This window comes from Paenibacillus sp. FSL k6-2145 (assembly GCF_037976585.1).
Taxonomy (GTDB): Bacteria; Bacillota; Bacilli; order Paenibacillales; family Paenibacillaceae; genus Paenibacillus.
In genome coordinates, this window is sequence record NZ_CP150267.1 from 1,599,084 (window position 1) to 1,625,110 (window position 26,027).

Genomic DNA, 26,027 nt, shown 5'->3' on the forward strand with positions numbered 1-26,027 from the left:
TATAAGGATTTTTGATGGAATGTATCAGGAAGGCTGGAGTTCTCCGCCATGAGAATCTTTCCGTCTTTTCTCTCCGTCCTTCTCCGAATCAGCCGATTTTTGTTCCGGCTCATGCTTCTCTTTCTTTGAAAGGTCTCCCGATCTCTGTTGGGTAGATTCTTTTTTATCCTTTTTGCGAGGACGAAGGAAAAGAAACAGCACAATGGGGAACAACGCTTCAAAAATAATGGCAATCCATGTCCATTCCCGAGTAAAACGATTGAGCTGAATGGCATTTCGGAAGAACCAGAATGCACAGACAAATCCGACGAGGGCAATCGGGCCTGTCAATACCTTTCCCGATACGTTCGGAATCATTCGCTTCAATCCCCAGCAGACAAAGTACAGGTCAAATGCAATCTTCGTGATCATGGTAGGCAAGGTTGCCGCTGCGAGCGCAAGGTCAAACCGGTCCAGAAAATCACTAATTTGCAGCTGTCTTGCCAGCTCATAGGAAGGGTATACCAGTCTTGAAGCAATCGGAACGCCAATAGAAGTGATGGTTTCCACAACAATCAGCATCATGAGCAGTGCCGAGAGGATAATTCCCCCCAGGGCAGACTTAAAACGAAAATCACTACCCTTGATGACAAAGGGCAATGCAATCATCTCGCCATAAAATGAAAATATGTACCAACTCCCTTTACCTACGCCTGCAACATCGACATGAAAATACGGCATCAGGTTGTCCATGTCGACTTGTTGAATGAGCATGAAAGGTACAATTACCGAGTTCAACAGGAACAAAGTGACGTACAATTCCGTCATTCCAATCAAGGAGCCCAGTCCGCCCCGAACGATAAAAACGCCCATAATCATCAGTGACATCACAATGATAGAGATTGGTGTTGTCTCCAGCAATGTGATACTGATATAGTCACCTGTTAACCGAATATCTCTTGCAAACACAAAGAAAAAAAACAGAATATACAGAAACGCCATTAATCTTCCCAGTAAGGGGAATCTTCCGATGAGCGACTCGAACAGATCCTTCTCAGGAAATCTCCGCTGAACACGACTTAACATCCACATCGATACGATCATCACTACGACTACGGGTATATACGAGAGATAAGCGTGTTGTTCCGCATAGTAGATAGCTTGCGCATGTGGCTGAATTAACGTACCTGAAACACTGAGCAGCAGCACGAGCAGGATCATCTGACGGTGTGTCACTCTCTGATTCATGAAATACCTCCTCTCCCTCTCGTGATCCCGCAAACTTAATGCATCCTGTCCACAACCTAGGGCAGTGGCAGTAAGCGCTGGATAACGTGGCTTATCCATACCGACACAAATAAGGTTTTGCTTAGATTAGTCACATAGAACCAAATGCCTGTACCCAATGCAATCAAACTATAGGATAGCCAGCGATTAATGGCAGCTGCCTGTTTCAAATGTCTGAAATCCATCAAAATGACCGCGATTACCATGGCCAAGTAGGTAAATAAGAGTGGTTTAATCATGTACAACTTCATCCTCTCCGACGCCAATTGGTTTATTGCTCACCCCAACGTTTTCAATAATGACATGGGGAGTAACCGTCACCTCGACTTCAGGGTATATGTCATCCCAGCGATCTTTCATCGTGTCCCACTTGGCCGGCAGATGTTGATGAATGGATCGACCGATTCCAAGGATGTCCGCATGATATTTTCCCTGAACCAACCGGACACCTTCCTCGATATCCAATTTTATTTTCTCGTGAATGGCTTCATGTAACTTCAGAATTTCATTCTCACGCCGGTCACCATAATTGGATTCGTTATCTACGAGAACTCCCTTGGCATACAATTCAATATTCACGGTGACCTTGTCAGCCTTGATACTGGGATGTAGTGAAGCGTTGTTCTCGTTCAACTTGATGAACATATCTCCATCTCCGCCAGGAGCTTTAACCATAATCTCCGGCGCATTGGCCTCGCCCATAGCAAGAATGAGGGCATCAGCTGGAGCTTTGTCGATCATGCCAACCAGCTTATCTTTCTTGAAAATGGCCAACCCATCCAGCTTGATGTTTGTTTTGGCGTCCTTCCACCCTTTTGGAACATTGCTCACTTTCGAAGCGACAGGCAGGAATGGATCGACACCCTCACTAAGAATGGCATCTATAAACGTTTTAAGTGAACGTGGATTACGCATATTGAGGAAGCACAGTTCCCGCACCATCTCGGATGGAAACTTCTCTATAGGTGCATCCGTATCCATGACCTCATATGCTGAACCTTTTGTGACCACTGGCAATGCAGAGAATCGGTTCAGCGGATACCGCGTAAACAGATCAAGCATGGAGGCGACTCCATCCCTGGCAAGCTCCTCACCAATAAGCATCGTACGGCGATGCGCATAATAGATTGTTCGTGAGAGTTCCTTTTGACCTTCAATAGACGTACCATGCAATGATTTGGCTGTATTGGATAACATAAACCAGGATTTATCCCCACTCGTGCCGCCTCCGCCTCCTTCACTACCGGAAGAACCGGATTGTCCCGGCAGAGCAATCTGAAGACTGGATCTGTAATTGTCCCCCTCCTTATCGACAGCAATACCAATCACAAAGGCAACATCGTTAATCTCCTTACGATCCCAGCAACCTGAAATAAAAGTGGTACATAACAACAGCGCTATCACTGCCCGGTACTTATATATGAACTGCATGGGTTCACCACCCTTCCTCAGCTTCAGGGGAACCGTTGATCTTTTCGGTCATCCGTTTCTGATCCCGATGTACCGTAGAAGGACGATTGATCATTTTCCACCATGGCACACGAATGAGAATGTCTTTGGTATCTGTTTTACTGTACGGGCTAAGACCGGAGAGATATGGGACACCGAACGAAGTCATCTGTGTCAGATGCACCGAGATCAGGACCAAGCCGATGACGATGCCATATAATCCAAGCATACCTGCCAGTAACATGATCGGAAATCGGAGCAGACGCACCGTAATCGCGAAGTTAAATCGCGGGATCGTGAAGGAAGCTATTCCTGTCATGGATACGATAATAACCATCGGTGCCGATACAATACCCGCCTGAACTGCGGCCTGTCCGATCACAAGTGCACCGAGGATACTGACTGCCTGACCCACTGTCTTGGGTAACCTGACCCCCGCTTCCCGGAGAGCTTCGAACGACAGTTCCATGATGAGGGCTTCCACCAAAGCCGGAAAAGGAATAGCTTCCCGTGCACCCGCAATACTCAGAATCAGCGTGGTGGGCAACATGTCCTGATGAAATGTAGTGATGGAGATATAAAGCGCCGGCAGAAATAGAGCGATGGCTACGAACAGGAAGCGAATCCACCGCACCAGATTACTGATGAAGAATCGCTCGTAATAATCCTCGCTGGCTTGCAGCATCTGCCACATCGTGACTGGAGCAATCAGCGAGAATGGGGTTCCATCTACCATAATGGCAAAGCGTCCTTCCAACAGATTGCCTGCAACGGTATCCGGCCGCTCCGAATAGTGCATCTGAGGGAAAGGGGAATACGGATGATCTTCAATCAATTCCTCGATATAACCCGTCTCCAGGATGCCATCAATATTGATTTTTTCCAGACGTTTCTTAACATCTTGAATCGTTTTTGGATCGGCAATACCTTCCAGGTAGGTCAGCACAATATCTGTCTTGGTGTCTGTTCCAAGAGTCATACTCACCATCTTGAGAGCAGGTGTTTTCAACTTGAACCGCAATAAGGCCGTATTCACACGGAGCGTTTCGGTAAATCCCTCCCGCGGTCCCCGAATCACGGATTCTGTCTGCGGTTCCTCCACACCACGTCTGACGCCACCTTTGACATTGAACATCCAGGCTTTGTTACTTCCATCGACCACCAGAAGGGCAGAGGATGCCAGCACCCCTTCTGTCGCAGCAGCCCAAGTATCCACTCGCTTCACCTGTGTCAGCTCAACGGTTGTATCATCCAGTGGAACATCAGGTTCATCTGTACGTTGCTGCACCAGCCCTCGAATAATCGGACGCAGCATGTGTTCCTGGATATCAGCCGAATTGACAATGCCTTCGATATAGACCAGAAGTCCTTTCACTTCAGGCGTAATCATGACGTTGCGAAAAACCACATCCGAGCAATCGGAGAATATCTCCTTTACCGCCTTAATCTGAGTTTCATGTACTGCACTAATCGGCTGCCGAAGAAAAGGCGGGGACGGCAGTCCCAAAGGAATATGTTTTTTTTCTTCTGAAGCTCGTCCCGGTTGCCGGGACTTGTCTTTCCCAGATGTTTTGTCCGCCATATGCCGCCCCTCCGTTCTTGTTTTTATACAAGGTAGCTTGTGCCAGACAGCTGGGAATTATGTGGTCTTTTTTGCAAAATTACGATTAAATTCTCTGAGTTTTCATACAGCAAAAAGGCCTCTGTATTGAACAGAGACCTTCCTGACACCCAGCACATGCATTGTTTAATTCACTTTAGTTGATGCTTGCGTCCACTTCCTTAATCATTTCTTGAATGGATTCCAACCCACCACCAGACAAATACCAGTAATTCGGATCCAGATAAACAATATGTCCTTCTTTATATGCTGTTGTATTCTTCACCAAATCGTTCTCGATCACTTGTTTTGCCGGGGATGCCTCACCGTTACCTGCAACCACGGCACTGCGATCAACGACAAAGAGGTAATCTGGATTCTGCTCCATGACATATTCAAATGAAACGCTCTGCCCATGTGTGGATACTTCGATGTTTGCATCTGATGGAGTAAAACCAAATACGTCATGAATAATACCAAAACGGGAACCGGCACCATAGGCGCTCAGTTTGCCTTCGTTTGTCAGGACGATTAGCGCATTTTTACCTGTAGCCGTTACTTTATCATGTAGTGCCTTAACGGATGTTTCGATCGATGCAATGGCTTCTTCTGCTTCTTTTTCTTTACCGAAGATGTCCCCGAGGGTCTTCACGTTATTGGTCAGAGAATTCATATAATCTGCCGTATCTACCGCCATATATATGGTTGGTGCAATCTCACTCAGTTCTTCATACGAATCCTGGAGTCGTCCCGAGATTATGATCAAATCTGGTTTCATCGCGTTAACCTTCTCAAAATCAGCTTCTTTCAAGCCACCAACATTGGTGTACTTCGCATCATTATACTTGTCCAGATAAGGAGGTACGCCTTCCTGCGGAACACCTGCAACTTCTACGCCCAGCTGATCCAGTGAATCCAGTACTCCGTAGTCAAAAACAACGACCTTCTCTGGATTTTTCTTCACGGTTGTTTCGCCCAGTTTATGTTTGATGACCACTTCTTCACTTGCTTGATCTGCTGGTGCAGTAGCTTCTGATCCTGTGCCACTGCTTGCACCTGTATTATCCGCTGCCTTATTCCCACCACAAGCTGCCAGGATAACCGACAACACCACGAATAACGTAAACAGCCAACCCTTTTTCATGAATAAACACCTCTCGATCTCTATATTGGACTACCTTTTCACTCACGCAAAATACACACAAATCTTAAGTCCATCAATCCATTGCACAGGGATGTGCATGTCATACACGCTCTGCAATACATCCGTATCGATGATGTCTTCCGTCTTGCCCTCTTTCACTACGCGTCCATCCTTGAGCGCAACAATATAGTCGGAGTAACAGGAGGCAAAATTGATGTCATGAATGACAATGACAATTGTTTTGCCTAGTTCATCCACCATTCTGCGCAGCACCTTCATAATCTGAACAGAATGTTTCATATCCAGGTTATTCAAAGGTTCATCGAGCAAAATATACTCGGTGTTCTGGGCAATCACCATGGCGATATATGCCCGCTGCCGCTGTCCGCCACTCAGTTCATCCAGATACTTCTTGCGAAATGGGGCCAGTTCCATATAGTCGATGGCCTCCTGAATCCACTGTTGATCCTCAGGTGTGAGCCTTCCTTGTGAATACGGGAACCGGCCAAAAGCCACAAGATCCTCCACAGTTAACCGAATGTTGATGTGATTGGACTGTTTAAGGACTGATATTTTGCGCGACAAGTCCTTGTTCTTCCAGCTTTCAATCTCGCGCCCTTCAATCAGGACTTGTCCTGTATCCTTGCTGATTAACCTGGTAATCATGGATAACAAGGTGCTTTTCCCAGCTCCATTTGGACCAATAAATGATGTAATCTTTCCTTTGGCAATGTTCAGTGATACGTCATCCACTACCCGGACGCCGCCGTATTGTTTTGTAACATTTCTGACTTCTACCACGACTTATTCTCCTTTAGCAGTAAATAGATGAAGTACACGCCGCCTACAAAGTTAATAATGACACTTACTGTAGTTGCAAATGTAAACACCCGCTCTACAATGAGTTGTCCACCAACCAATGCAACGACTGCAATCATGACCGAACCCCAGATCAGCACTTTATGCCGATGTGTCCGGAATACCTGATGCGCCAGATTCACAACCAGCAGCCCCAAAAACATAATTGGACCCACCAGCGCTGTGGAGATCGATACCAGAACCATCACCACCAGCAGCAGCCTCTTCACAATGTAATCGTAATCCACCCCGAGATTCACTGCGTGATCTTTGCCGAGAGACAGTACGTCGAGATATTTGGTAAACTTCTGCGCGTACAGCAGGATAAGAATAATCGCAGCGATTGAGATGATCAGCAGATCCGTATTCACATTGTTAAAGCTCGCAAACATCTTGCCCTGCAGCACAAGGAACTCATTAGGGTCAATCAGTACCTCCATGAATGAAGACATGCTCTGGAACAGCGTACCCAGGATAAGACCCACCAGCAGCAACAGATAAATATTACGCCCCTGTTCCCTGCGGAACATGAACTGATGCAGTAGTAGAGCAAACAACGTCATGAGCAGGACAGATATTGCAAAATTAAGGTTTTTGTTCACAAAGCTGATATGTGTGCTTCCAAAAACAAACACGGCAAACGTCTGAAATAGCATATACAAGGAATCGAGGCCCATGATGCCAGGTGTCAGAATTCGATTGTTCGTTATCGTTTGGAAAATAGCTGTAGAGTACGCGATGCAGGCACCTGTCAATACAATGGCGAGAATCTTTTTCCCTCTTCGAGGCAATATGTAATCCCAGTTCCCTCCGGATTGAATGACCAGAAATACGCCAATCAGCAGCACTGCCGCTGCAATTAACAAGACCAACTTCCATGTATTCGCCGTATATTTCATTCTCATGATCCATAAGCCTTTCTTCGAAGCAGTAAATACAGGAATAATACACTTCCCACAACTCCCACCGTCAGACTGATCGAAAGTTGATAAGGATAAATAATTAATTGACCCAGAATATCGCAGACCAGAACAAAGATCGCACCAAGCACTGCCGTATGAGGCAATGTATCACGTAAGTTATCCCCTTTGTACAGTGTTACGATATTTGGCACGACAAGGCCCAGAAACGGAATTGTACCTACAGTAATAATCACTACTGCTGAAACCATCGCCACCAGGATCAGGCCGATATTCACAACTCGTCGATACGCCAGTCCAAGGTTGGTTGAGAAATCTTCGCCCATTCCTGCAAGTGTAAAACGATTAGCGAACAGGTACACAATAATGAGCAACGGAATACTGATATAGATCAGTTCATAACGTCCCTTCATGATGGTGGAGAAGTCACCCTGTAACCAAGACGAGATGTTCTGGATCAGATCGTTTTTGTAAGCAAAAAATGTCGTGACGGAGCTTACAATGTTGCCAAACATAAGACCTAGCAGAGCGATATATATCGTATCCTTGAACTTAACTTTCTCCAGAATTCGCATAAAAATCAGTGTTCCCGCCAGAGCAAAGGCAAAAGCGACCAACATTTTTTGCAGAGGGGATGCTCCCGGGAACCACATTAACGTCACAAGAATACCCAATCTGGCTGAATCCATCGTTCCTGCTGTAGTTGGGGAAACGAATCGGTTGCGTGTCAGCTGCTGCATAATCAGTCCGATTACACTCATGCTGATTCCGGCGACAAGGATGCTGATCAGGCGGGGAAACCGGCTAACTTGTAATACCTGTAGCTGGACTGAGGACAAATGAAATATATCCAATGGTGAAATGTCTGAATTTCCAATAAATATGTATACGATAGACAGTACAGCCAGTACGATCAACATATAACGTAACTTCATCTCTCTACTAATCCCCTTACCGATCGCCGTAAAACATTCGTAGTTGCTCTACCTCGCATCATTTGATATTGATACTCATTATCAATTAAGTGAATTATATCGATATTAAATTCATCATGTCAACCTTCCGTTGCTCTTTTTTCTTAAATTTCATGAAACAACCTGAAATACATATACTATAAGATTGATGATATATAAGGAAAAAAGCCTTCCATGTGGAAGGCTTAATATTTATTATAACGTGTAGTTAATCCGCAAAATAATCTTCAGGCACATAACGAATCTCCGACTTCGCATAGATGCTTAGCGTGTGACTCTCCCTGTCGTACACAACCCGCTCACCTTCTACGTAGTACCAGTGTTTCAAAAGGGGCTGATTCTTGCGTTGGACGAATCGAAATACGTTCAGTTCCTGTCTAAGCTCCATAATCTGTTCCACAATCTGCTCGTCCAGACCCGTAACGGTAAATATGAAACCTGTACCCTCCTGTTGGAACCGATAGGATAGGGAATCTGTTTTGCTATTAGCTAATCCTCGCCCGGTCACCGCATGTTTGACCATAAACCATTCCTGTTGCGCCATACGTGTATATCCTCCTTCATCTTGGAGTTCATTTCATCAGCCATCTACGGCAAATCAATAATCATATAGAACGTATCTTCGTTTGCTTGCAGTTCGATTGAATCCCGCTGTTCCACACGAGCCGTGTCGCCTTCGTTCAACAGGTACTCTCCATCCAATCCCAGCTTGCCTTCGATGGAGAAAATGTACATCCGGCGGCCCGAATCCTGATTAAAGGTTAATGTTTCGTCTTTGGCTAATCGGCCAAGGTAGATCGTCATATCCTGATGAATGGTCGCAACTCTTGGGCCCCCTTCTGGGGATACAATCGGCACGAGTGCTCCTGCCAATGCCGCTGGATCAAATGATGTGGTCTCATAGGACGGCTCCAACCCTCTTGTCTTTGGCATGAACCAGAGCTGAAGCAAACGTACTTCTTCGGTATCGGATGCATTATGTTCGGTATGAATCATGCCACTGCCTGCTGACATCCGCTGGATACCACCAAAGCCTGTAACGGCTACATTCCCCAGGTTATCTTCATGTCGCAACTTGCCGCTGAGTACGATGGATACAATCTCCATGTCACTATGCGGGTGAGCCCCAAAACCGCGACCAGGCGCGATCACATCGTCGTTCGCTACCCTCATCGGTCCAAACGCCGTATTCTCCGGGTCTTGGTATTCTCCGAAAGAAAAGCTGTGACTCCCCCGGAGCCAGCCTCGATCGAAGCTGGAGCGGGCATCGGATGGAATGACGTTAATCATAAAATGCATCCTCCTTATTTTTTCTTAGTAGCATACTTATTCTCATTGTAACAAACCTCAGGCATGTCGTCCAAACGAAAAAAGTTCTCTACTGATCAGCCCGGTTCGCAAATCAATTCCCGAACCGGCCTGGCCAATAAAGAACCTCGTTACAGGACTCATCCTGCACTTCATTATTTTTTAGCAATCGTTAGTCAATTCAAGCACTCACATTCTGGCGAGCGCTCCCCTGTCTGGAGAACAGATAATCCACGGCCAGGAAGCGGCTTCCTGTGAAGAGCAGTGTCAGGGAACCCGCCAGCAGCAGGTAATCTAACTCGGTACCACTCAGGAACGGCTCACCCATTTTGGCTGTAAACAGAACGCCAACCATCACGATGGCAAACAGGGCAGCAAACACACGTGTTCCCAGACCCAGAATCATCGCTGCACCACCCACCAACTCAATAATGGCTACAACGGATGCAAGAAATCCGGGAATACCGATACTTTCGAAAAAACCTACTGTACCGCTGATTCCACCTTCGAATTTACTCCAGCCGTGCAATACAAAGATCAAACCGATCATAATCCTTGAGAAAAATAATCCAATCTCTACACTTTTATTATTCATGTTCATCTTCCTTCCTCGTTATATTCGACTTCACATTTAGCCAAATTAATTTATCCGATGGACCAAACAAACAAGATAGACAGCAATAGAAAAACAGTAGCCGACATCAGAACAGCATAACGTGGCAACCTCAGCGTCACGTCCTGTTCTGGGTCCAGCAGACGTGAAATTCGGACATTCACCGACGTATCCGCAAATGAGGACTGAACGGTCAGTTCTTTGGCTCCCCAAGGTTCAGGACAAGCACGGAGCAGCTTGAGCAAAGCACTGCCAATACCTGCCACATTGCCTGTACGCTCAATGGCCTCATTGTCTGCCAGAATTTCTCTCACGATATTGTAATGTTTCGAAGTATGCTTCAATACGGGAATATACGGCATCATGATTGCAAATACCGATAGCAGTGTCGTCTTCAGTGGGTCACGGTGCCACAGGTGATGGACTTCATGGTACACAACTGCAGTCTCCTCTTCTGCATCCAACATCGTCAGAAGCCCTGTGGAGAGTACAATACATGGTCTCCATAAACCAATTGTAAATGCAACCGGAGAATGCTTGTCCACCACAATGAATCCTGGCTGTCCGAGATGGTGATACTTGGACTCCAGTTCGCGAGACAATGCACGCACCTCCATGGAGCGAAGTTTACGTACGGCGGCTCTGGTTTTCATCATACGCACCATTAGCAACCAACCTGTTCCCGCAAAAGTCAGCAATACCAGTGCCAGCAGGAAATGTCCCACGGATAACCAACCCAGTCGACTCATCCAATGATTGCAGAGCCATAGCAGGTTAAACGGGATATCCCAGCCAAAAATTTTGTACATCGCGTACATGAACATCTGCATGAACACGAGTAACGGAATGCCAAACCCGACGGTAAACAAAAGTTTCGAGCGGGTCTTCCACATCTTAATCGCTATCCTTTTTCCATTGTTTGATCTTCTGTTCCAGGCGTTCAATTAGACCCGCATCTGCTTCGTCCAGCGCATCCAGCATATGATTCAATGCCAGAGCTCCGAATTCATCCACCAACTCATGTGACAGTTCCTTGGATTGGTCGTTCATAAACTCCTCCTTACTCTGTACCGGTTGGTACAAAGATGTTCTGCCCTTTTGTGACTTTCCGAGAAGTCCCTTGTCTACGAGCCGGTTCATCACGGTCATGACTGTATTAAAATTGACGTCTTTGTCTTGTTCAAGTGCGGTCTGCACTTCACGGATGCTGCTGCCAGGACGAGACCATAAAATGTCCATGATCTTGGCCTCCAGCGGACCAAAAAATCGGTTGAGCCCACGCTCACCCACTTTGAAATTGTGTATTCTCATGTTATGACACCCCTCACACTACCCATTGTAGTGCCAACAAATGAGAAGTCAACCTCTATGTCAGCTATTTTATGTAAATGATTTGTAAATTTGTTTTCCATTTCAGTAAAAAAGGCCAAAGACCGGGAAATTCCGCACGCTCACGGTTTTCCCGGTCTTCACCAAATATCAGTCAGTATGATGTTATGAGTACAGGGTCAAACTGCACTTTATTTGCCATCCTGTGACGGCATATGTGCAGAAATATCCACGCCGAGTCCATGAGCCAAACGTCCGCCAAGCTGTCCATCCGCCCGGAAGAAGTGGCACAGGGCACGCATTTGAATATCAACAGATACGCCCTTAAGGTCATTGATCAGATTATCAAGTAAATGTTGCTGCTCTACAGGAGTAAATGAACGGAAAAGCTCCCCTGCCTGCGTGTAATCATCCGTTTTCTCGATTTTTTCTCGTGTAACATGCCCTTGCAATGGAACCTGACTGTCCCGATATGCCGGATCTTCCTGCGGGCTGTTTCCTGAACTGTTGGGTTCATAGTTCACCGGAGATGGGTCCTGATTCACATTCATGAGTCCATCACGCTGATGATTACGAACGGGTGCGTACGGGCAATTCACCGGAATTTGCAAATAGTTCGTTCCAAGCCGGTGACGCTGTGTATCTGGATAAGAGAATAGACGTCCTTGCAGCAATTTGTCTTCGGAAGGTTCAATTCCAGGTACAAGTGCACTAGGTGAAAAGGCAGCCTGCTCCACTTCAGCAAAGAAGTTTTTGGGATTCCGATTCAGGGTCATGGTCCCTACCGTATGGAACGGCAATACATCTTCAGGCCAAGTTTTGGTCGGGTCGAGCGGATCAAAAGAAAAATCATCCATTTGCTCCGGCTTCAAGAGCTGTACCTGTAACTTCCACTGCGGGTATTGCCCGTTCTTGATATGTTCATGCAGGTCCCGGGTAGCATGGTTAAAGTCTTGCCCCTGTACCTCGGCAGCTTCCTGACGTGAAAAGCCGCGAACCCCCTGTGCAGACTCCCACTTGTACTTCACATAGTGGACCTGCCCCTGTGCATTGATCCATTTGAAAGCATGTACGCCGAATCCATCCATTTCCCGATAACTTGCCGGTGTACCCAGGTCAGAGAACAACCAGGTCATCATATGGGTTGATTCCGGCGAGAGGGTCATGAAATCCCAATAGCGAGCTGGGTCCTGAATGTTGGTATCCGGAGCTGGCTTCAAGGAATGCACCATGTCAGGGAACTTCATGGCATCACGAATGAAGAACACAGGCAGATGGTTGCCGACAATATCATAGTTGCCTTCACGTGTGTAGAATTTGACGGCAAATCCACGTGGATCTCGTGCAGTCTCTGGTGACCCCGTACCGTGAATAACGGTTGAGAAACGAACCAGCACATCCGTCTCCGTACCCGGATCTTGCAGGAAGTCCGCTGTTGTATACTCCTTCATACTCTGCTCTAGCGTGAATACACCATGAGCACCTGCTCCTCTTGCATGTACAACTCTTTCGGGAATACGTTCACGGTCAAAGTGGGCTATTTTCTCAATGAGATGGTAGTCTTCAAGCAGTGTTGGCCCTCTTCTGCCTGCTGTGCGGGAATTCTGGTTGTCACCTACAGGTGCTCCCTGATTCGTAGTCATACGTTCTGTCATCATGTCGTCCTCCTCTAATGGGTCTCACGGCTGCTATATATCTACTATTAAAATCATATTCGGCTTCGGTTTAAATATACATTTAGACTTGATCTAACTGTTAAATTGATTCTAACATGTCCCACTCTGCTCTTGCATGAGGTTCACATGAGATTAAGATGAGGTTCTTCAACACTTCATGAATGAACTATGAACATGTATCTAAGTGAACGATAAATTTGGGCAAAAAAAAGCGGACTAATCCGCCAGGCGGTAGCCCACTCCTCTTACTGTTACGATATATTGCGGCGAAGATGCGTTATCGCCCAATTTTTTGCGCAAGCTTTTGATATGAACATCAACCACATTACTTCCACCCGTAAAGTCTGTCTCCCAAATATCGCTGAGCATCTCCTCACGGGAAATGACTGCACCTTTGGCATCAATCAGCTTGAGTAACAGATCATACTCGGTCTTGGTCAGATGAATCCGATTATTATCGCGCTGCACACTCATCCGTTCCCGATCAAGCCACAGATCCTTAAATCCGATACGCTGCCCTTCCTCAGGCAAAAACCCACGTTTGGGCAGAGCAGGGCTGTTGCCAATCATACGCTGCACCCGATATAGAGCTTCCTGCGGGCGTGCAGGCCACACCAGCAATTCCTCCTGAAGCATCGGTCCACTCGCGCTGCCAATCATCTTCTCACCGACCAGATACAGACAAGGGGTTGTATGCTCAGCCTCACGATTCAATCGGCTGCTAATGCCGGCAAATGCATCGATCGTTCCGGCAACAGATAGGTCATAGATCAACAGATCAAAGACAAGACGCTCATGCAGATCCGGTTCCCAGCGATGGAACACCAGTACATCAAAGCAGCTATCCGTTAAGGCCTTTACCAGTTCATGAACCTGCCCCGGCATCGGGCTGATCAGAATAACACGCCGTGTAACAGGACAATTGTCCATAAGGGGCGCTGCATCGGACAAGGCGGGTTTAACCCTAAGGGGTAAACGACGGCCAGGCAGTTTTATTTTTACTTGATCCGTTTGTTTCTGCATTCCCCGCAGACACCTCCAAAGACCACATGAGCATGATCGATTGCATATCCAGTTTCTTCAGCTACCTGTTTCATCCATTGTGGAGGAACCTCCGTCATCACCTCGTCCACTTTGCCGCACACTTCACACATAATGTGCTGATGATCATCCATACGGGCATCGTACCTACTTGCTGTCTCTCCGAGTTTAAGTTCCCGTATCAATTCTTTGTCCGTCAGATAACGAAGAGAATTATACACCGTACCATAGGCCAGATTATATCCTTGTTCCACGAGTCGATTCATGACATCAGCAGCTGTCGGGTGATCCTCCGAATGACGCACCACATCATATACCGCTTGCCGTTGTATCGTCAGATTTAAAGTTCTCACAACCATTTCTCCTTTATTATTGATCCATTTTATATGAAATCAGACACTGATCTTCTACTTATGATGGTCTTCCCAAAAAGAAGGAATAAATTTTGATTTAGATTAAGTATAAATCTCATTGTATATTGAAGTCAATATCACTCTAACATCCTGTATATGCAAATAAAACATCTTTCCCAGCAATCCCCTCATAAATTTGGGATAATATGGTTCGCTACAGCACCACTTTTCAGATAAAATATAGGGATGTGCGTAAAAAGGGGGAATGTCGGTTGTTTAGCACTTTTTTCATTAATATCTGTGTCATGATTACGTTTATGTATGTGTCCGGGATCATCGCGAAGTTCTATAGTATCCGATTGCCTTTTCCCTCGTTACGTGTTCAGTTGATCGGCGGCTTATTATTCGGTATATATGGCACAGTACTCATGAACTATTCCTTCCCTCTGAACGAGACTACGATTGTAGATCTACGGCATCTGGCCATCGTCACCGCAGCGGTATATCTGGGAGGAGTGGCTTCGGTCGTTACTGGACTCATGATCTCGGTCCTTCGTATTCTGATGTTCGGCTTATCATCCTCTGCTATAGATGCAGGATTTGTCATGACTCTGATCGGACTGTCCGGTGTATACTTCGCCTATGCTCCCTGGTCCAGACTGACCAAAATAATTACAATGAATCTGCTTGGCATAACATTAATCTTTATCATCCTTATGTTGAATACAGACAGCATGAATTCATTAATGAAGATATATCCGTTACAAATGACCATTTCCTTTGCTGGTGGAATATTTATCTATTTCATCGCAGAATTCATTAATAAATCCAATGAAATGTTATTTCTATTGGAAAAAAGAGCATCTACCGATCATCTTACCAACCTGAGCAATCGACGACAGTTCGAAAAATCACTTCAACTGGAACTCCATCGTGCGCGGGATTACCAACAAAAGCTTTCCTTGCTTGCCATTGATATTGACCGGTTCAAAAAGGTAAATGACACCTTTGGTCATTCCGCCGGTGATGCGGTCCTGAAGCAACTTGGACAACTGCTCGTTGAGCACGCACGTTCTGCTGATATCGTGTCACGAAACGGTGGGGAAGAATTCGCCATTCTCTTGCTCGACTGTGGACACCGTCAGGCCGTGGCTACCGCCGAATCTATCCGGCAGGCAGTAGAGAAATACCATTTTGCTCTTCCCGACGGACACACAACACGTCTAACCATCTCCATTGGTGTGGCCGTGTATCCGGATCATTGTGATGCTCATGACGATGACGACTTCTTCGAACAGGCCGACCGTGCTTTATATGAAGCCAAGAATACAGGGCGTAACCGTGTGTGTGCCTTAAATTTTCGTTCCTTGCCTCTTACACAGTAAGATCTTGCCTTTCAATAAGCTAACCTTTCAACGTTCTCCAAAAAAGGGATGTCTCGTTCGCCTATTCAGGCACACAGGACATCCCTTGCTTTATGGATCAGTGCATATCATCTCAGCTTGTGTGCTGACAGGAGATTAAGCAAGGATGCTCTCAATCTCCTCAACAATGGCAGCATCCAGCTTCACGCCAGATGCAGCCGCGTTCTCTTTTACCTGCTCGGGACGACTCGCCCCGACAAGTGCACTGGATACATTGTTCTGGCGCAGAATCCAGGCAAGGGCCAGTTGGCCAACCTTCAGATCCAGCTTGTCCGCCACTTCAATCAGTTGACGAACTTTCCCGATGCGATCCGCATTGATCTTTCCTTCGTCCCATCCTAGCTTGGCCGCACGGCTATTCTCTGGGATATCGGAAACGGACGTATATTTCCCGGTCAATAGACCTTGAGCAAGCGGGGAGTATACGACTTGTCCTATGCCTTTACGCTCGCCGAGCGGGATAATCTCATTTTCGATATAACGGTCAAACATGTTGTACACCGGCTGATTGACCACGATACGATCCAGGAGCAGACGATCTGCTGTACCTAATGCATCTTCCATCTGAGCCGCAGTCCACTGGCTGACGCCGACATATAACACTTTGCCTTGGCGTACCAGATCATCCAGCGCGCGGAGTGTTTCTTCAATTGGTGTTTCGGTATGATAACGATGGCAGTAATAGATATCCACATATTCAACGCCCAAGCGCTTCAAGCTGGCTTCACATTGCTCCTTGATATGTTTGCGAGACAACCCCTGGTCATTCGGACCATCACCCATTTTGCCAAATACTTTAGTTGCAAGTACATAAGAGTCACGGGAATAAGCTTTGAGCGTCTGCCCAAGCAGTTCTTCTGCTGCACCCCGTTCATATACATTGGCTGTATCAAAAAAGTTGATGCCTTCATCAAATGCAGTTTCAATTGATTTCACCGCATTTTCACGTTCCACATACCCTCCGTACGTCAGCCAGCTTCCCAGGCTGATCTCGCTTACTTTCAGTCCGCTTCCACCTAATCTGCGATAATCCAATGTACATCCTCCTCTGTTGGTTATAAAGATGAAGTTCACTTTCTATTGTAACGTAACCAGCTCGGAATAAAAGGGCTTTGGCTCAGAAAATGGAAAATGAAAAAAAAGCGCACCTATAACAGGTGGGCCGAATAAAGATTTATCCTCTGATCATGATTTAAGGCAAAGTAATGCTCAATGCATTCAACAGATCAGCTTGTCTGACTGGCTTTGTCAGAACAGCATCAAAGGCTTCTGCTTCATGCAATTCAATGTGCATACCATAAGGAACAAGAACAATGACGGGCAGATTTTCCAGTAGCTGTTTCAGTTCATGTACAAAATCAACCGCTCCGCCTTCCAGTAATCCCATATCCACCACGGCTACATCAGGCATGAATCCTTCCTTGATCCAATCATGCGCTAATGTTAAACCCGAGGTCATGTGTACATCCATCTCCCACCTACGCATCAGGGAAGAGACGCCTTGCAAAATGTCAGGGTCCTTGGCGAGTAACACCTTTTTCCCTTTTAACCGCTGCTGAATACTTGCGAGTTGAGGTAACTCCCAGTATCTGCGCAACGGAAGGGAGATATTGAATTCCGTCTCATTTTCCTTCACACTGCTCACCTGAATACGGCCATGCATGAGAATGGCAAGATTCTGGCTTACAGCTAAACCCAGATTGCTTCCAATCAGTTTTTGGATATTCAAATTTTCATCTTGGCTGTTAAAGGTTTGTGTCTTCTTCTCCGATAACATCTGACCCGTGTACTTCACCTTGAGCTGAAGTGTACCAGTCTCCTCCAATTCTTCTCCGTTCACCACTGCTGTGATCAGAACGGAACCTTCACGCGTTGAATCGAGAGCATACTGAATGACGTGTGCAAGCAACTGTCCGATCTTGACTTCATCACCAACGAACACTTGTGATACATTCAGTTCGAGATTTAATCCCAGCTCAATGTTCTTGCCCGTCGCAATGCCGGCATAGAGATACACGGTATTCTCAATGGTGCCTACCAGATCAAACGGATCATCATGTATAACCGTTTTACCTGCTTCATTAATGTTGAAATTCATCATATTATTCAGCAAGGAAAGCAGAATATTGCCGCTTGTCTCAATCATGTTCACATATTCGGACTGCTCCTCTGGCATATCCGGTGTGCGCATCAGATCTGTCAGTCCCAAAATACCATTCAAGGGATTGCGAATCTCGTGACTCATCAATTTCAACATCTGTGTTTTGGTCATGGCCTCAGATTCGGCACGTTCTTTCTCTGCCTGGAGCTGTTCTTGCATTTGTTCCGAATCACTCAATTTCCGCTCCTGAACATGCAACGTGCTTTCCAAATCGACAACATAGCCCAGGAATACAGCCATCGCCTTCAGTGTCTTCATATCGGTTTCGCTGATCACATAACCAGGATCATCCATTAGACATATGGTACCAAATGTTTCGCCCGATCTTCTCATAATAGGCACGCCCACGAAGAAGCGATTGCCAAGTCCGCTCGTAACGCCCATGGATCGTGTCATCGGATGTTCACATGTATCCGGGATCGTAAGAACACTACCGTTGTCTCTTAATACCAGGCTGCAATATGAATCCGTAAAAGGAAGTGCACTGCCTTTAACAACTAACTCTTCCGTACGATTAAAGGCCTCCAAAATGACATTGGTCACACCGTCATTCGTGGCAACAAAGATGGTATTGACCTTCAATATACCGCTTAATACGTCTACGATATGGGCCGCAGCTTCCTTTATATCTTCATAGAAGCCTCTCGTAATGCCTTCTGCCGTCCCCATGATCCACCCCTTTTGTCTTAGCTGCACTTTCTAATCTGTATATCAGAATGTTAATCACGTACAAGGGCTCATCAAGAATCCGAATAGCTGTCACAATCTATACTTATATGATTAACACCGTAGAAGTAAAAGAGAATCATACTGCCTGCCGATAGCCCGTTTTCGGACAAAAGCAGGTCTTGAACTGATAGTTAAAGACTGAAAATGTACTGCAAATCGCCTTTTCAGCTTGATTAAAGTCCATCTTGTCCAACTTCGAATATTATCCTTGCAAGATAACTAGAAATTATACGCTTCTACTCAGACTTTGGAAACCTTTATCCGCAGCAATTAAAGGAAAGTCCACTTTGCCCACTACGTTGTGTGACCATTATCACACCCAAAAAACCACATATAGTTTATAAATGGATAATACGAATCTACATATAGTATTTAACGTGAATTAAATGATAACCAAATCATTTTAGGAGGAACCTTACATGAACATGCTTGAGTATGCCACTCCACCGGCATCCGATCTATTATCCGACCTGGGAAGACGCATTATTGGCGCAGAAGACGCCGATACGCTGAGGGAAAATGCAAATCTGAACGGGGACTCCTTCAGCGGTAAGATGAGCAGGCTCGGTTCGGAGACCGCCAAGTGGCATGCTCTGCGTCATGTGTTGCCAGAAGAGCTTGCCCAAGCTGTGGAGAATGGGGATCTGTATGTACACGATCTGGATCAGTATGCACTTGGAACGACCAACTGCATCTTTATCCCGTTTGACCGTCTCCTTGCTGCGGGTTTTAATACAGGCAACGGATCGGTTCGCACACCTCAGACGATCATGTCTGCAATGGCCCTGGTTGCGATCATCTTCCAATCCCAGCAGAACAGTCAATATGGCGGTGTATCGGCCAATAAAATTGACTGGGATTTGGCCCCTTATGTACAGCGATCGTTCCGCAAACATTATCGCAAAGGGCAACGCCTCTTTGGTGAGCATGCCCTGCTTGAGGATGAACTGCTTTATCTGGACAGCATCGAAGCGAAAAATCAGTGCCCGCGCGCATATGCCTTCGCCTATGAAGAGACTGAGCTGGAGACAGGACAAGCTGCTGAATCACTGATTCATAACTTGAATACAATGAGCAGCCGGGCAGGTGGTCAGATTCCATTCACTTCACTGAACTATGGATTATGTACTTCAGCGGAAGGAAGGTTGGTATCGCGTTCATTGCTCGAAGCAACCATCCGTGGCCTGGGCAACGGGGAGACTCCCGTGTTCCCTCAACATATTTTCCAATGTAAACAGGGGATCAATCAGGCTCATGGAGAGCCAAACTATGATTTGTTCCGCCTCGCAGTCACCTGTTCATCCCGGCGGATGTATCCCAACTTTGTCAATGTTGATGCTTCGTTCAATCTGCCTTTCTATCATCCGGAAGATCCGGATACGATCATCGCAACTATGGGATGCCGCACACGTACACTGGCTGACCGGTTTGGTCGCAATCGTCAAAGTGGCAAAGGTAATCTGTCCTTCAACACCATTAACCTCGTGAAACTCGGCATCCGGTTTGGCATCTGCCAAGGTGCCAGAGCTGTCGCTGACCGTGCGGGATTCTACACTGCTTTGGAGTCGGTTATGCATAATGCCACTTCCGGCCTGCTGCATCGCTACCGAATTCAGACAGCACAGCCTGCCAAAGCATCGGACTTCATGATGCGGGAGGGTGTATGGGAAGGTGGAGAACAGCTTGGCCCGAACGAGGCGGTTGCCGATCTATTAAAACATGGAACATTATCTCTTGGTTTTATCGGTCTTGCGGAATGTATGACAGCTCTCTATGGGCGCCATCATGGGCAGGACCCACATGTACACCACGAAGCGCTCAACATTATTCGGACCATGAGAGAGTTCTGTGACCGGATGAGTGAGCAGCATAACCTGAATATCACCCTGTTTGCCACACCTGCTGAAGGCTTGTCCGGCAAATTCACGAAGATCGACAGAGAACGATACGGCCTCATTGCCGGGGTTAATGATCGTGAGTATTATACGAACTCATTCCATATCCCGGTATACCACACTCTTCCAGCTTATCGGAAGATTGAACTGGAGGCCCCGTTCCACACTTTATGTAACGCGGGTGCAATCTCCTATGTGGAGCTTGACGGAAACGTTCGGGCCAACACCGCAGCTTTCCTGCGAATTGTGCAGTATGCACTGGCGCAGGATATCGGTTATTTCTCTATTAATCATCCGATTGATCGCTGCCCTGCATGTGGTTATGAAGGCGTCATTGGGGATGTATGCCCAGGCTGTGAAGCCCACGAGAACCATGTGCACTTCCAGCGGTTACGCCGCGTAACTGGCTATCTAACCGGAGATTACAAAGTACGCTTCAATGCTGCGAAGCAAGCCGAAGTGCGGGATCGGGTGAAGCACCGGTGAATCTATATGGTTACATCCCGGAATCGGTGAATGAAGGGACAGGCCTGCGTGCTGTGTTGTTCATCAGCGGATGTCGTCACGCCTGTCCAGGCTGCTTCAGTCCGGATTCGTGGAGCTTTCGAGCGGGTGAGCCCTTTACAGAGGAGCGGCAGCAGCAGATTCTGCATGAAGTGACGAGCCATCCATTGTTGGATGGCGTTACGTTGTGTGGTGGTGATCCCTTTTTCTCGGCAGCAGAATGTACGTCTTGGGTCCAGCAGCTCCGAGCTGCACGTCCTGATCTGACGGTATGGGCCTACACGGGATTTGAATATGAGGAACTGATTACCGACCCTGCGAGAGCGGAGCTTGCCCAGTTGTGTGATGTGATTATTGACGGGCGATACGTTGAAGCGGAGCGTGATGTCTCCCTTCCCTTCCGCGGCAGTCGGAATCAACGTTTGATTGATGTCAGTGCAACACTAGCCACTCGAACCATCGTTACAATACAGCTCAGTATGCTGTAAACATTGGTTTTATTCCCCTCACCAACTAACAAGGCACGGGTCCCCAGCGGACTCGTGTCTTGTTGGCGTATAGTGGTCTGCTTTAAGAAATAGGTTTTATCCATTCTCTCTATTTTCTTCTCTATTGCATGACGATATATAATATAGGTAGTTACTAAGTTAGCATTTAAAATTTAACCGTTTACATAAGGTAACCAGGGAGGAATCATCTTTTATATGGATATTGTTCAAGCATTAATTACATGTATGCCTTTCTTTCGAGATACGATTCGTCAGGATGTAACCCTCTCCGTTATTGATCATGAAAAATTCTTATATTTCTCAGCAGGAGAATCGTTAAAGCAACTGAATTATCAACCCGGCGACCCTCTGTTGGATGGAAATCGAAATTTTGCTGATCTCAACGGCGGTACCGTCAAACGATTCGATCACTATCCTAAAGATTTATTCGGTGTTCCTTTTGACGTGGCTTTTATCCCCATTAAAAATGAAAAAGGTGAAGTCATCGCCCTGTTCAACCTGCTCTACAGTATGGATGACCAGGACCAGCTGCAACAGCTCATGGATGCTACCGAAAATCTGACCAACCAGTTAATTGACAGTGTACAGCATGTAGCTGCACACTCCGAGGAACTCAGTGCCACAACCGAAGAGATCCGGAATAATTCCAAACAAGCCGTACAGAAATCAGGCAATGTAACTCAAGTCGCCAGCTTCATTCGTGAAATCTCCGAACAAACCAATCTGCTCGGCTTGAATGCAGCCATTGAAGCTGCTCGTGTAGGTGAAGCAGGTGCAGGCTTTGGCGTTGTTGCCAAAGAAATTCGCAAACTGTCTGTGGATACCAAAGAAGCAACGGCCCGTATTGAAGATTCTCTTCTCTCGGTTCGGCAATCCATTCAAGGCATGGAGAATGAACTTGGTGAGATCACGGCCAGCTCCCAAGAACAGGCTGAACTCGTAAACAATTTCATGAGCACAATTGAGCAGCTGAATGAAACCAACAAACAATTGAAGCAATTTGTGCAAAAAATGATTACGTTTGACGGAAAATAAAAATACGTTTAATGGACAATAAAAAATGCGTTTGATAGCAAACAATAAACAAAAGCCTCCGAATAAGTTCGGAGGCTTTTTCATGAGTTATTTGACTTAACGAATCTCGAAGTGACTGATGCGCACGCCTGCAGACAACACAATGTATACATCCTGCGCACCTGATGCACCTGTGAGTTCAGCCTTCACGGTAGACCACTGCTGGGCTTCACCTTGCGCCAGTTCCACACGTCCTGCGAGCGTACCGTCTGGTGAACCGAGTCGAACTTCTAACACAGCACCTGCTTGTTCTGCGGAGACACGCGCTTCAATTGCTGCTGCCCCACTACCCAGATCGGCATCCTTGAAAGCAATCCATCCTTGCTCTCCAACTACACGGACAGCACTTCCGCCCTCTTTGCTCTCATCCAGATCAACACACAGGTAAGCATCATAATTCTCGGCACGAGTAGCCACACCCAGATTACGGGCAGGGATCGTCTCTCCTTCTACCGTCAGGTCTGCAACCAGTTGGACATCAGAGGATGACTTGGCAACCATGATGGAGTAAGTTCCACTTTCCACGACATACCGATCACGAGTTACATCCCAGATTGCCAGTTCCTGAACAGGCAAGGTGAAGCTGACTTTCGCTGTAGCTCCCGCTTCGATATGAAGACGACGGAATCCTTTTAACGTTTTGAGTGGACGTTTCACCCGGGATTTGCCTGCACGAACGTACAACTGTACAACTTCGTCACTGGCGATTGAACCCGTATTGCTCACATCTACAGTTACCGTAACGTTGCCCTCTGTACCCACTTGAGCTGGGCTAAGTTCCAAATTGCTGTATTTAAACGTTGCATACGTCAGACCATGTCCAAACGGATACAATACATTACCTTCAAAATATTGATATGTCCGACCGGATTGAATGATATCGTAATCCTTGATGTCGGTCAGTTGATCTGCTGATTGTACCCATGTCATGTTCAAACGGCCTGCTGGCGCATAGTCGCCATAGAGTACGTCTGCTACTGCGTTACCCAGTTCCTGTCCTGCGTGTGAAGTGTACAATACCGCCGGGATGTTCTCCTGAACCCAATTCGATGTGAATGGATAACTACCCACGATGACCACAACCGTATTCGGGTTCGCGGCATAGACCGCCTCAACCAAACGTTGCTGAGATTCGGCCAGATCCAGACTTGGACGATCAATTTCTTCTTTACCATTTACAAGCGGATTGTTACCAACAAAGACAATCGCCGTTTCCGCAGCCTTGGCAGCTGCTACCGCTTCCTCAAGTCCATTCACAATCACATCCTGCTTGAATGTCTCTGTAGCACCGAAAGACTTCAGTTCTTCAGACACCGCAAATGCATCGTTTCCGCCATTAGGTGTAGTCACCGTTTTGCCATTCCATGTGGTCAGACCTACACTACCATCCTCTTGTGGCAACAGGTGGAATACTTCCTTCACGAACCAGCCGTACACTTCATCTGCGGAAGCCGTTACGGTCTCTTCATCTGTGGTCAGATATTTGCCGTTGCTTTCCGCCTGCAAGGTATAACTTCCGAAGCCCCAGTCGGACACCATGAACGTCTCCGCTTCTCCCGAAGCAATGACAGGTGATTTTTCACCATCTGCCAGTCCAATCTTCTTCCCATTGGCTACAGAAGTTAACGTAATACGGTCATTTCCATCCTTGAACGATACTTTATCGCTGCCTACTTTGCCACGGATCGCTTCAAGTGGGGATACGTTATACGGCATGGTGCCTGCATACCAGTCACGATAGACGGTTCCGCCCAATTGACCAATCACAGCCACTTTACCAGCTTTTGTTTTGTCCAGCGGCAGTGTGCCTTTGTCGTTTTTGAGCAATACGACTTGTTCTCTTGCGGCTCTGAGCGACAGTTCTTTTGCTTTCTCTGTCATCATGGACTCTTCACCAATAGCAGCGTACGGGTTCCCTTCTTCCGGATCGAACTCGCCCAGACGGAAACGCACACGGAACGTATTGAACAACGCCTTATCGATGTCATCCATCGTGAGTGTACCTTGTTCCAATCCTTCACGCAGAGCCTGTTTGGACAGCTCAGCATCATCGGTGATGCTATCAATTCCAGCTTTAACAGACTCTACCGTACCTGGTGTGTGGGAATCATAGTATTTATGATCGTTCTTGATGCCCATTACATCGCCTGCGTCGCTGACAACGAAACCATCCATTCCCCATTCGCCTTTGACAACCTCGTTCACAAATGGATGCAACAACGCTGGCGTACCATTAATGGAGTTGTACGCCGTCATCATGGACTGTGCGCCGCCTTCCTTAAATGGCTTCTCAAACGCTTTCAGATAATATTCACGCATGTTGCGCGGATCAATGCTGGACGAACCACTTCCGCGATCCACTTCGTTATTATTCGCAAGAAAATGCTTCAAAGTAGCAACCGCTTTGTAATACTTCGGATGGTCACCCTGAATTCCTTTGACCAATGCTGTTGTCAGCTCGGCTGTCAGTTCTGGATCTTCACCATACGCCTCTTCATTCCGTCCCCAGCGCGGGTCACGTTCCATATCCACTGTAGGTGCCCACAGCGTAAGACCGTTCACTGCCGGATTTCGTTTATAAAATACACGCGCCTCGTCTCCGAGCACGGAGCCAATCTCCTTCATCAGATCTGCATCCCATGTGCATGCTAGCCCCGCCGGTTGTGGGAAAGATGTTGCTTCTCCAAGCCAGGCCAGGCCGTGTGCCGCTTCTGTTCCGTGTTTGTATGCAGGCACACCCAAGCGTTCTACTGCTGGCTGATATTGCAGCATGGATTCAATTTTTTCATCTTCCGTCAAGCGGGATACAAGGTCTTTCACCCGGGTGTCTAACTCTAGTGCTGTATCTTGAAACGGATATTTCGTTTGGTTGGTCGTCATATGGAATCTCCTTTGGTTATCGGTAGTTAATTAAAATGATAGCGAATACATATCTTATGAAAAAACGGGGATTAATTCAGATAGAATCTTACTTCAGATGGATAGATTAATCCTTTTATAATCAACGTTTACAGGTATAAAACTTGATCTCCTTTTCAAAACCTAAAACGGTTTCGGTAATCTTATCATATAGCATGTTTAACAAAAAAAACAGAGGTTCTGCGCAGGAAATTGTGAACATCCCCTCTGCAAAATCTGAACAACACCGTTTTTTCCTGGCATAGTCTGGCAATCATGAATAAGAGTACAACGATGTGCGC

General features: G+C 46.6%; 23 protein-coding genes. 4 read left to right on the top strand and 19 right to left on the bottom strand.

Translation table 11 applies throughout. The features are described from left to right. Window positions 1-24: 24 nt before the first annotated feature. The 16 genes from NZ043_RS07005 to NZ043_RS07080 form a co-directional block, all read right to left on the bottom strand. On the bottom strand, window positions 25-1,227 hold the full coding sequence (locus tag NZ043_RS07005; RefSeq protein WP_165980304.1) for an endospore germination permease: 1,203 nt from the start codon (window positions 1,225-1,227) through the stop codon (window positions 25-27). Window positions 1,228-1,283: 56 nt separating this feature from the next. Next, window positions 1,284-1,505: a hypothetical protein gene (locus NZ043_RS07010; RefSeq protein WP_091036077.1), complete on the bottom strand. Its 222-nt coding sequence runs from the start codon at window positions 1,503-1,505 to the stop codon at window positions 1,284-1,286. Continuing rightward, complete coding sequence (locus NZ043_RS07015; RefSeq protein ID WP_091036074.1) at window positions 1,498-2,697, bottom strand: Ger(x)C family spore germination protein; 1,200 nt, start codon at window positions 2,695-2,697, stop codon at window positions 1,498-1,500. The genes NZ043_RS07010 and NZ043_RS07015 overlap by 8 nt, the downstream gene beginning before the upstream one ends. A gap of 4 nt (window positions 2,698-2,701) precedes the next feature. Continuing rightward, window positions 2,702-4,297, bottom strand: a complete 1,596-nt coding sequence (locus NZ043_RS07020; protein WP_091036071.1) for a spore germination protein — start codon at window positions 4,295-4,297, stop codon at window positions 2,702-2,704. Window positions 4,298-4,472: 175 nt separating this feature from the next. Then, window positions 4,473-5,459, bottom strand: coding sequence for a siderophore ABC transporter substrate-binding protein (locus tag NZ043_RS07025; protein WP_091036068.1), 987 nt, complete (start codon window positions 5,457-5,459; stop codon window positions 4,473-4,475). A gap of 42 nt (window positions 5,460-5,501) precedes the next feature. Next, the gene (locus NZ043_RS07030; protein WP_339311184.1) at window positions 5,502-6,260 is read right to left on the bottom strand and encodes an ABC transporter ATP-binding protein; all 759 of its coding nucleotides are present in this window, start codon (window positions 6,258-6,260) and stop codon (window positions 5,502-5,504) included. Beyond that, the gene (locus tag NZ043_RS07035; protein ID WP_276324002.1) at window positions 6,254-7,222 is read right to left on the bottom strand and encodes an iron chelate uptake ABC transporter family permease subunit; all 969 of its coding nucleotides are present in this window, start codon (window positions 7,220-7,222) and stop codon (window positions 6,254-6,256) included. The genes NZ043_RS07030 and NZ043_RS07035 overlap by 7 nt, the downstream gene beginning before the upstream one ends. Then, window positions 7,219-8,172: an ABC transporter permease gene (locus NZ043_RS07040; protein ID WP_091036063.1), complete on the bottom strand. Its 954-nt coding sequence runs from the start codon at window positions 8,170-8,172 to the stop codon at window positions 7,219-7,221. The genes NZ043_RS07035 and NZ043_RS07040 overlap by 4 nt, the downstream gene beginning before the upstream one ends. A gap of 247 nt (window positions 8,173-8,419) precedes the next feature. After that, window positions 8,420-8,755: a hypothetical protein gene (locus tag NZ043_RS07045; RefSeq protein WP_091036061.1), complete on the bottom strand. Its 336-nt coding sequence runs from the start codon at window positions 8,753-8,755 to the stop codon at window positions 8,420-8,422. A gap of 44 nt (window positions 8,756-8,799) precedes the next feature. Further along, the gene (locus NZ043_RS07050; RefSeq protein WP_133386155.1) at window positions 8,800-9,501 is read right to left on the bottom strand and encodes a pirin family protein; all 702 of its coding nucleotides are present in this window, start codon (window positions 9,499-9,501) and stop codon (window positions 8,800-8,802) included. Between the two features lie 199 nt (window positions 9,502-9,700). Then, window positions 9,701-10,114 carry a DoxX family protein gene (locus tag NZ043_RS07055; protein ID WP_091036057.1) on the bottom strand — a complete coding sequence of 138 codons (414 nt, stop codon included), beginning with the start codon at window positions 10,112-10,114 and terminating at the stop codon, window positions 9,701-9,703. A 50-nt stretch (window positions 10,115-10,164) separates the two neighbouring features. Further along, window positions 10,165-11,025, bottom strand: coding sequence for a M56 family metallopeptidase (locus NZ043_RS07060; protein WP_036667841.1), 861 nt, complete (start codon window positions 11,023-11,025; stop codon window positions 10,165-10,167). A gap of 1 nt (window position 11,026) precedes the next feature. Further along, window positions 11,027-11,443 carry a BlaI/MecI/CopY family transcriptional regulator gene (locus NZ043_RS07065; protein WP_091036054.1) on the bottom strand — a complete coding sequence of 139 codons (417 nt, stop codon included), beginning with the start codon at window positions 11,441-11,443 and terminating at the stop codon, window positions 11,027-11,029. Between the two features lie 209 nt (window positions 11,444-11,652). Beyond that, window positions 11,653-13,116: a catalase gene (locus NZ043_RS07070; protein ID WP_133386157.1), complete on the bottom strand. Its 1,464-nt coding sequence runs from the start codon at window positions 13,114-13,116 to the stop codon at window positions 11,653-11,655. 237 nt (window positions 13,117-13,353) lie between these two features. Continuing rightward, window positions 13,354-14,160, bottom strand: coding sequence for a winged-helix domain-containing protein (locus NZ043_RS07075; protein ID WP_091036048.1), 807 nt, complete (start codon window positions 14,158-14,160; stop codon window positions 13,354-13,356). Further along, window positions 14,136-14,531 carry a transcriptional repressor gene (locus NZ043_RS07080; protein WP_036612807.1) on the bottom strand — a complete coding sequence of 132 codons (396 nt, stop codon included), beginning with the start codon at window positions 14,529-14,531 and terminating at the stop codon, window positions 14,136-14,138. The genes NZ043_RS07075 and NZ043_RS07080 overlap by 25 nt, the downstream gene beginning before the upstream one ends. A 272-nt stretch (window positions 14,532-14,803) precedes the next feature. Between NZ043_RS07080 and NZ043_RS07085 the strand changes: the two genes are divergently transcribed. Beyond that, window positions 14,804-15,916: a diguanylate cyclase gene (locus NZ043_RS07085; protein ID WP_133386158.1), complete on the top strand. Its 1,113-nt coding sequence runs from the start codon at window positions 14,804-14,806 to the stop codon at window positions 15,914-15,916. Between the two features lie 135 nt (window positions 15,917-16,051). Here the strand turns inward: NZ043_RS07085 and NZ043_RS07090 are convergent, their stop codons facing one another. After that, window positions 16,052-16,990: an aldo/keto reductase family protein gene (locus NZ043_RS07090; protein WP_091036043.1), complete on the bottom strand. Its 939-nt coding sequence runs from the start codon at window positions 16,988-16,990 to the stop codon at window positions 16,052-16,054. 157 nt (window positions 16,991-17,147) lie between these two features. Continuing rightward, window positions 17,148-18,785, bottom strand: coding sequence for a histidine kinase dimerization/phospho-acceptor domain-containing protein (locus NZ043_RS07095; RefSeq protein WP_133386159.1), 1,638 nt, complete (start codon window positions 18,783-18,785; stop codon window positions 17,148-17,150). A 479-nt stretch (window positions 18,786-19,264) separates the two neighbouring features. On the opposite strand from NZ043_RS07095, the gene NZ043_RS07100 reads away from it, so the two are divergent. From NZ043_RS07100 to NZ043_RS07110, 3 genes are all read left to right on the top strand, one after another. Further along, window positions 19,265-21,226, top strand: a complete 1,962-nt coding sequence (locus NZ043_RS07100) for an anaerobic ribonucleoside triphosphate reductase (protein ID WP_133386160.1) — start codon at window positions 19,265-19,267, stop codon at window positions 21,224-21,226. After that, a complete protein-coding gene (gene nrdG, locus NZ043_RS07105; protein WP_091036035.1) occupies window positions 21,223-21,732 on the top strand; it encodes an anaerobic ribonucleoside-triphosphate reductase activating protein in 510 nt (169 codons plus the stop codon). Before NZ043_RS07100 ends, nrdG begins: the two co-directional genes overlap by 4 nt. A 216-nt stretch (window positions 21,733-21,948) precedes the next feature. Then, window positions 21,949-22,788: a methyl-accepting chemotaxis protein gene (locus tag NZ043_RS07110; RefSeq protein ID WP_036612816.1), complete on the top strand. Its 840-nt coding sequence runs from the start codon at window positions 21,949-21,951 to the stop codon at window positions 22,786-22,788. A 96-nt stretch (window positions 22,789-22,884) separates the two neighbouring features. Here the strand turns inward: NZ043_RS07110 and NZ043_RS07115 are convergent, their stop codons facing one another. Continuing rightward, a complete protein-coding gene (locus NZ043_RS07115; protein ID WP_339311190.1) occupies window positions 22,885-25,707 on the bottom strand; it encodes a glycoside hydrolase family 3 C-terminal domain-containing protein in 2,823 nt (940 codons plus the stop codon). Window positions 25,708-26,027: the final 320 nt, after the last annotated feature.

Coding starts and splice junctions, on each gene's coding strand:
- NZ043_RS07060 (WP_036667841.1), bottom strand. CDS start 11,025: ATGTGGAAGACCCGCTCGAAACTTTTGTTTACCGTCGGGTTTGGCATT.
- NZ043_RS07010 (WP_091036077.1), bottom strand. CDS start 1,505: ATGATTAAACCACTCTTATTTACCTACTTGGCCATGGTAATCGCGGTC.
- NZ043_RS07100 (WP_133386160.1), top strand. CDS start 19,265: ATGAACATGCTTGAGTATGCCACTCCACCGGCATCCGATCTATTATCC.
- NZ043_RS07055 (WP_091036057.1), bottom strand. CDS start 10,114: ATGAATAATAAAAGTGTAGAGATTGGATTATTTTTCTCAAGGATTATG.
- NZ043_RS07020 (WP_091036071.1), bottom strand. CDS start 4,297: ATGGCGGACAAAACATCTGGGAAAGACAAGTCCCGGCAACCGGGACGA.
- NZ043_RS07075 (WP_091036048.1), bottom strand. CDS start 14,160: ATGCAGAAACAAACGGATCAAGTAAAAATAAAACTGCCTGGCCGTCGT.
- NZ043_RS07065 (WP_091036054.1), bottom strand. CDS start 11,443: ATGAGAATACACAATTTCAAAGTGGGTGAGCGTGGGCTCAACCGATTT.
- NZ043_RS07015 (WP_091036074.1), bottom strand. CDS start 2,697: ATGCAGTTCATATATAAGTACCGGGCAGTGATAGCGCTGTTGTTATGT.
- NZ043_RS07025 (WP_091036068.1), bottom strand. CDS start 5,459: ATGAAAAAGGGTTGGCTGTTTACGTTATTCGTGGTGTTGTCGGTTATC.
- NZ043_RS07070 (WP_133386157.1), bottom strand. CDS start 13,116: ATGACAGAACGTATGACTACGAATCAGGGAGCACCTGTAGGTGACAAC.
- NZ043_RS07115 (WP_339311190.1), bottom strand. CDS start 25,707: ATGACGACCAACCAAACGAAATATCCGTTTCAAGATACAGCACTAGAG.
- NZ043_RS07040 (WP_091036063.1), bottom strand. CDS start 8,172: ATGAAGTTACGTTATATGTTGATCGTACTGGCTGTACTGTCTATCGTA.
- NZ043_RS07045 (WP_091036061.1), bottom strand. CDS start 8,755: ATGGCGCAACAGGAATGGTTTATGGTCAAACATGCGGTGACCGGGCGA.
- NZ043_RS07050 (WP_133386155.1), bottom strand. CDS start 9,501: ATGATTAACGTCATTCCATCCGATGCCCGCTCCAGCTTCGATCGAGGC.
- NZ043_RS07005 (WP_165980304.1), bottom strand. CDS start 1,227: ATGAATCAGAGAGTGACACACCGTCAGATGATCCTGCTCGTGCTGCTG.
- NZ043_RS07035 (WP_276324002.1), bottom strand. CDS start 7,222: ATGAGAATGAAATATACGGCGAATACATGGAAGTTGGTCTTGTTAATT.
- NZ043_RS07095 (WP_133386159.1), bottom strand. CDS start 18,785: ATGGGGACGGCAGAAGGCATTACGAGAGGCTTCTATGAAGATATAAAG.
- NZ043_RS07110 (WP_036612816.1), top strand. CDS start 21,949: ATGGATATTGTTCAAGCATTAATTACATGTATGCCTTTCTTTCGAGAT.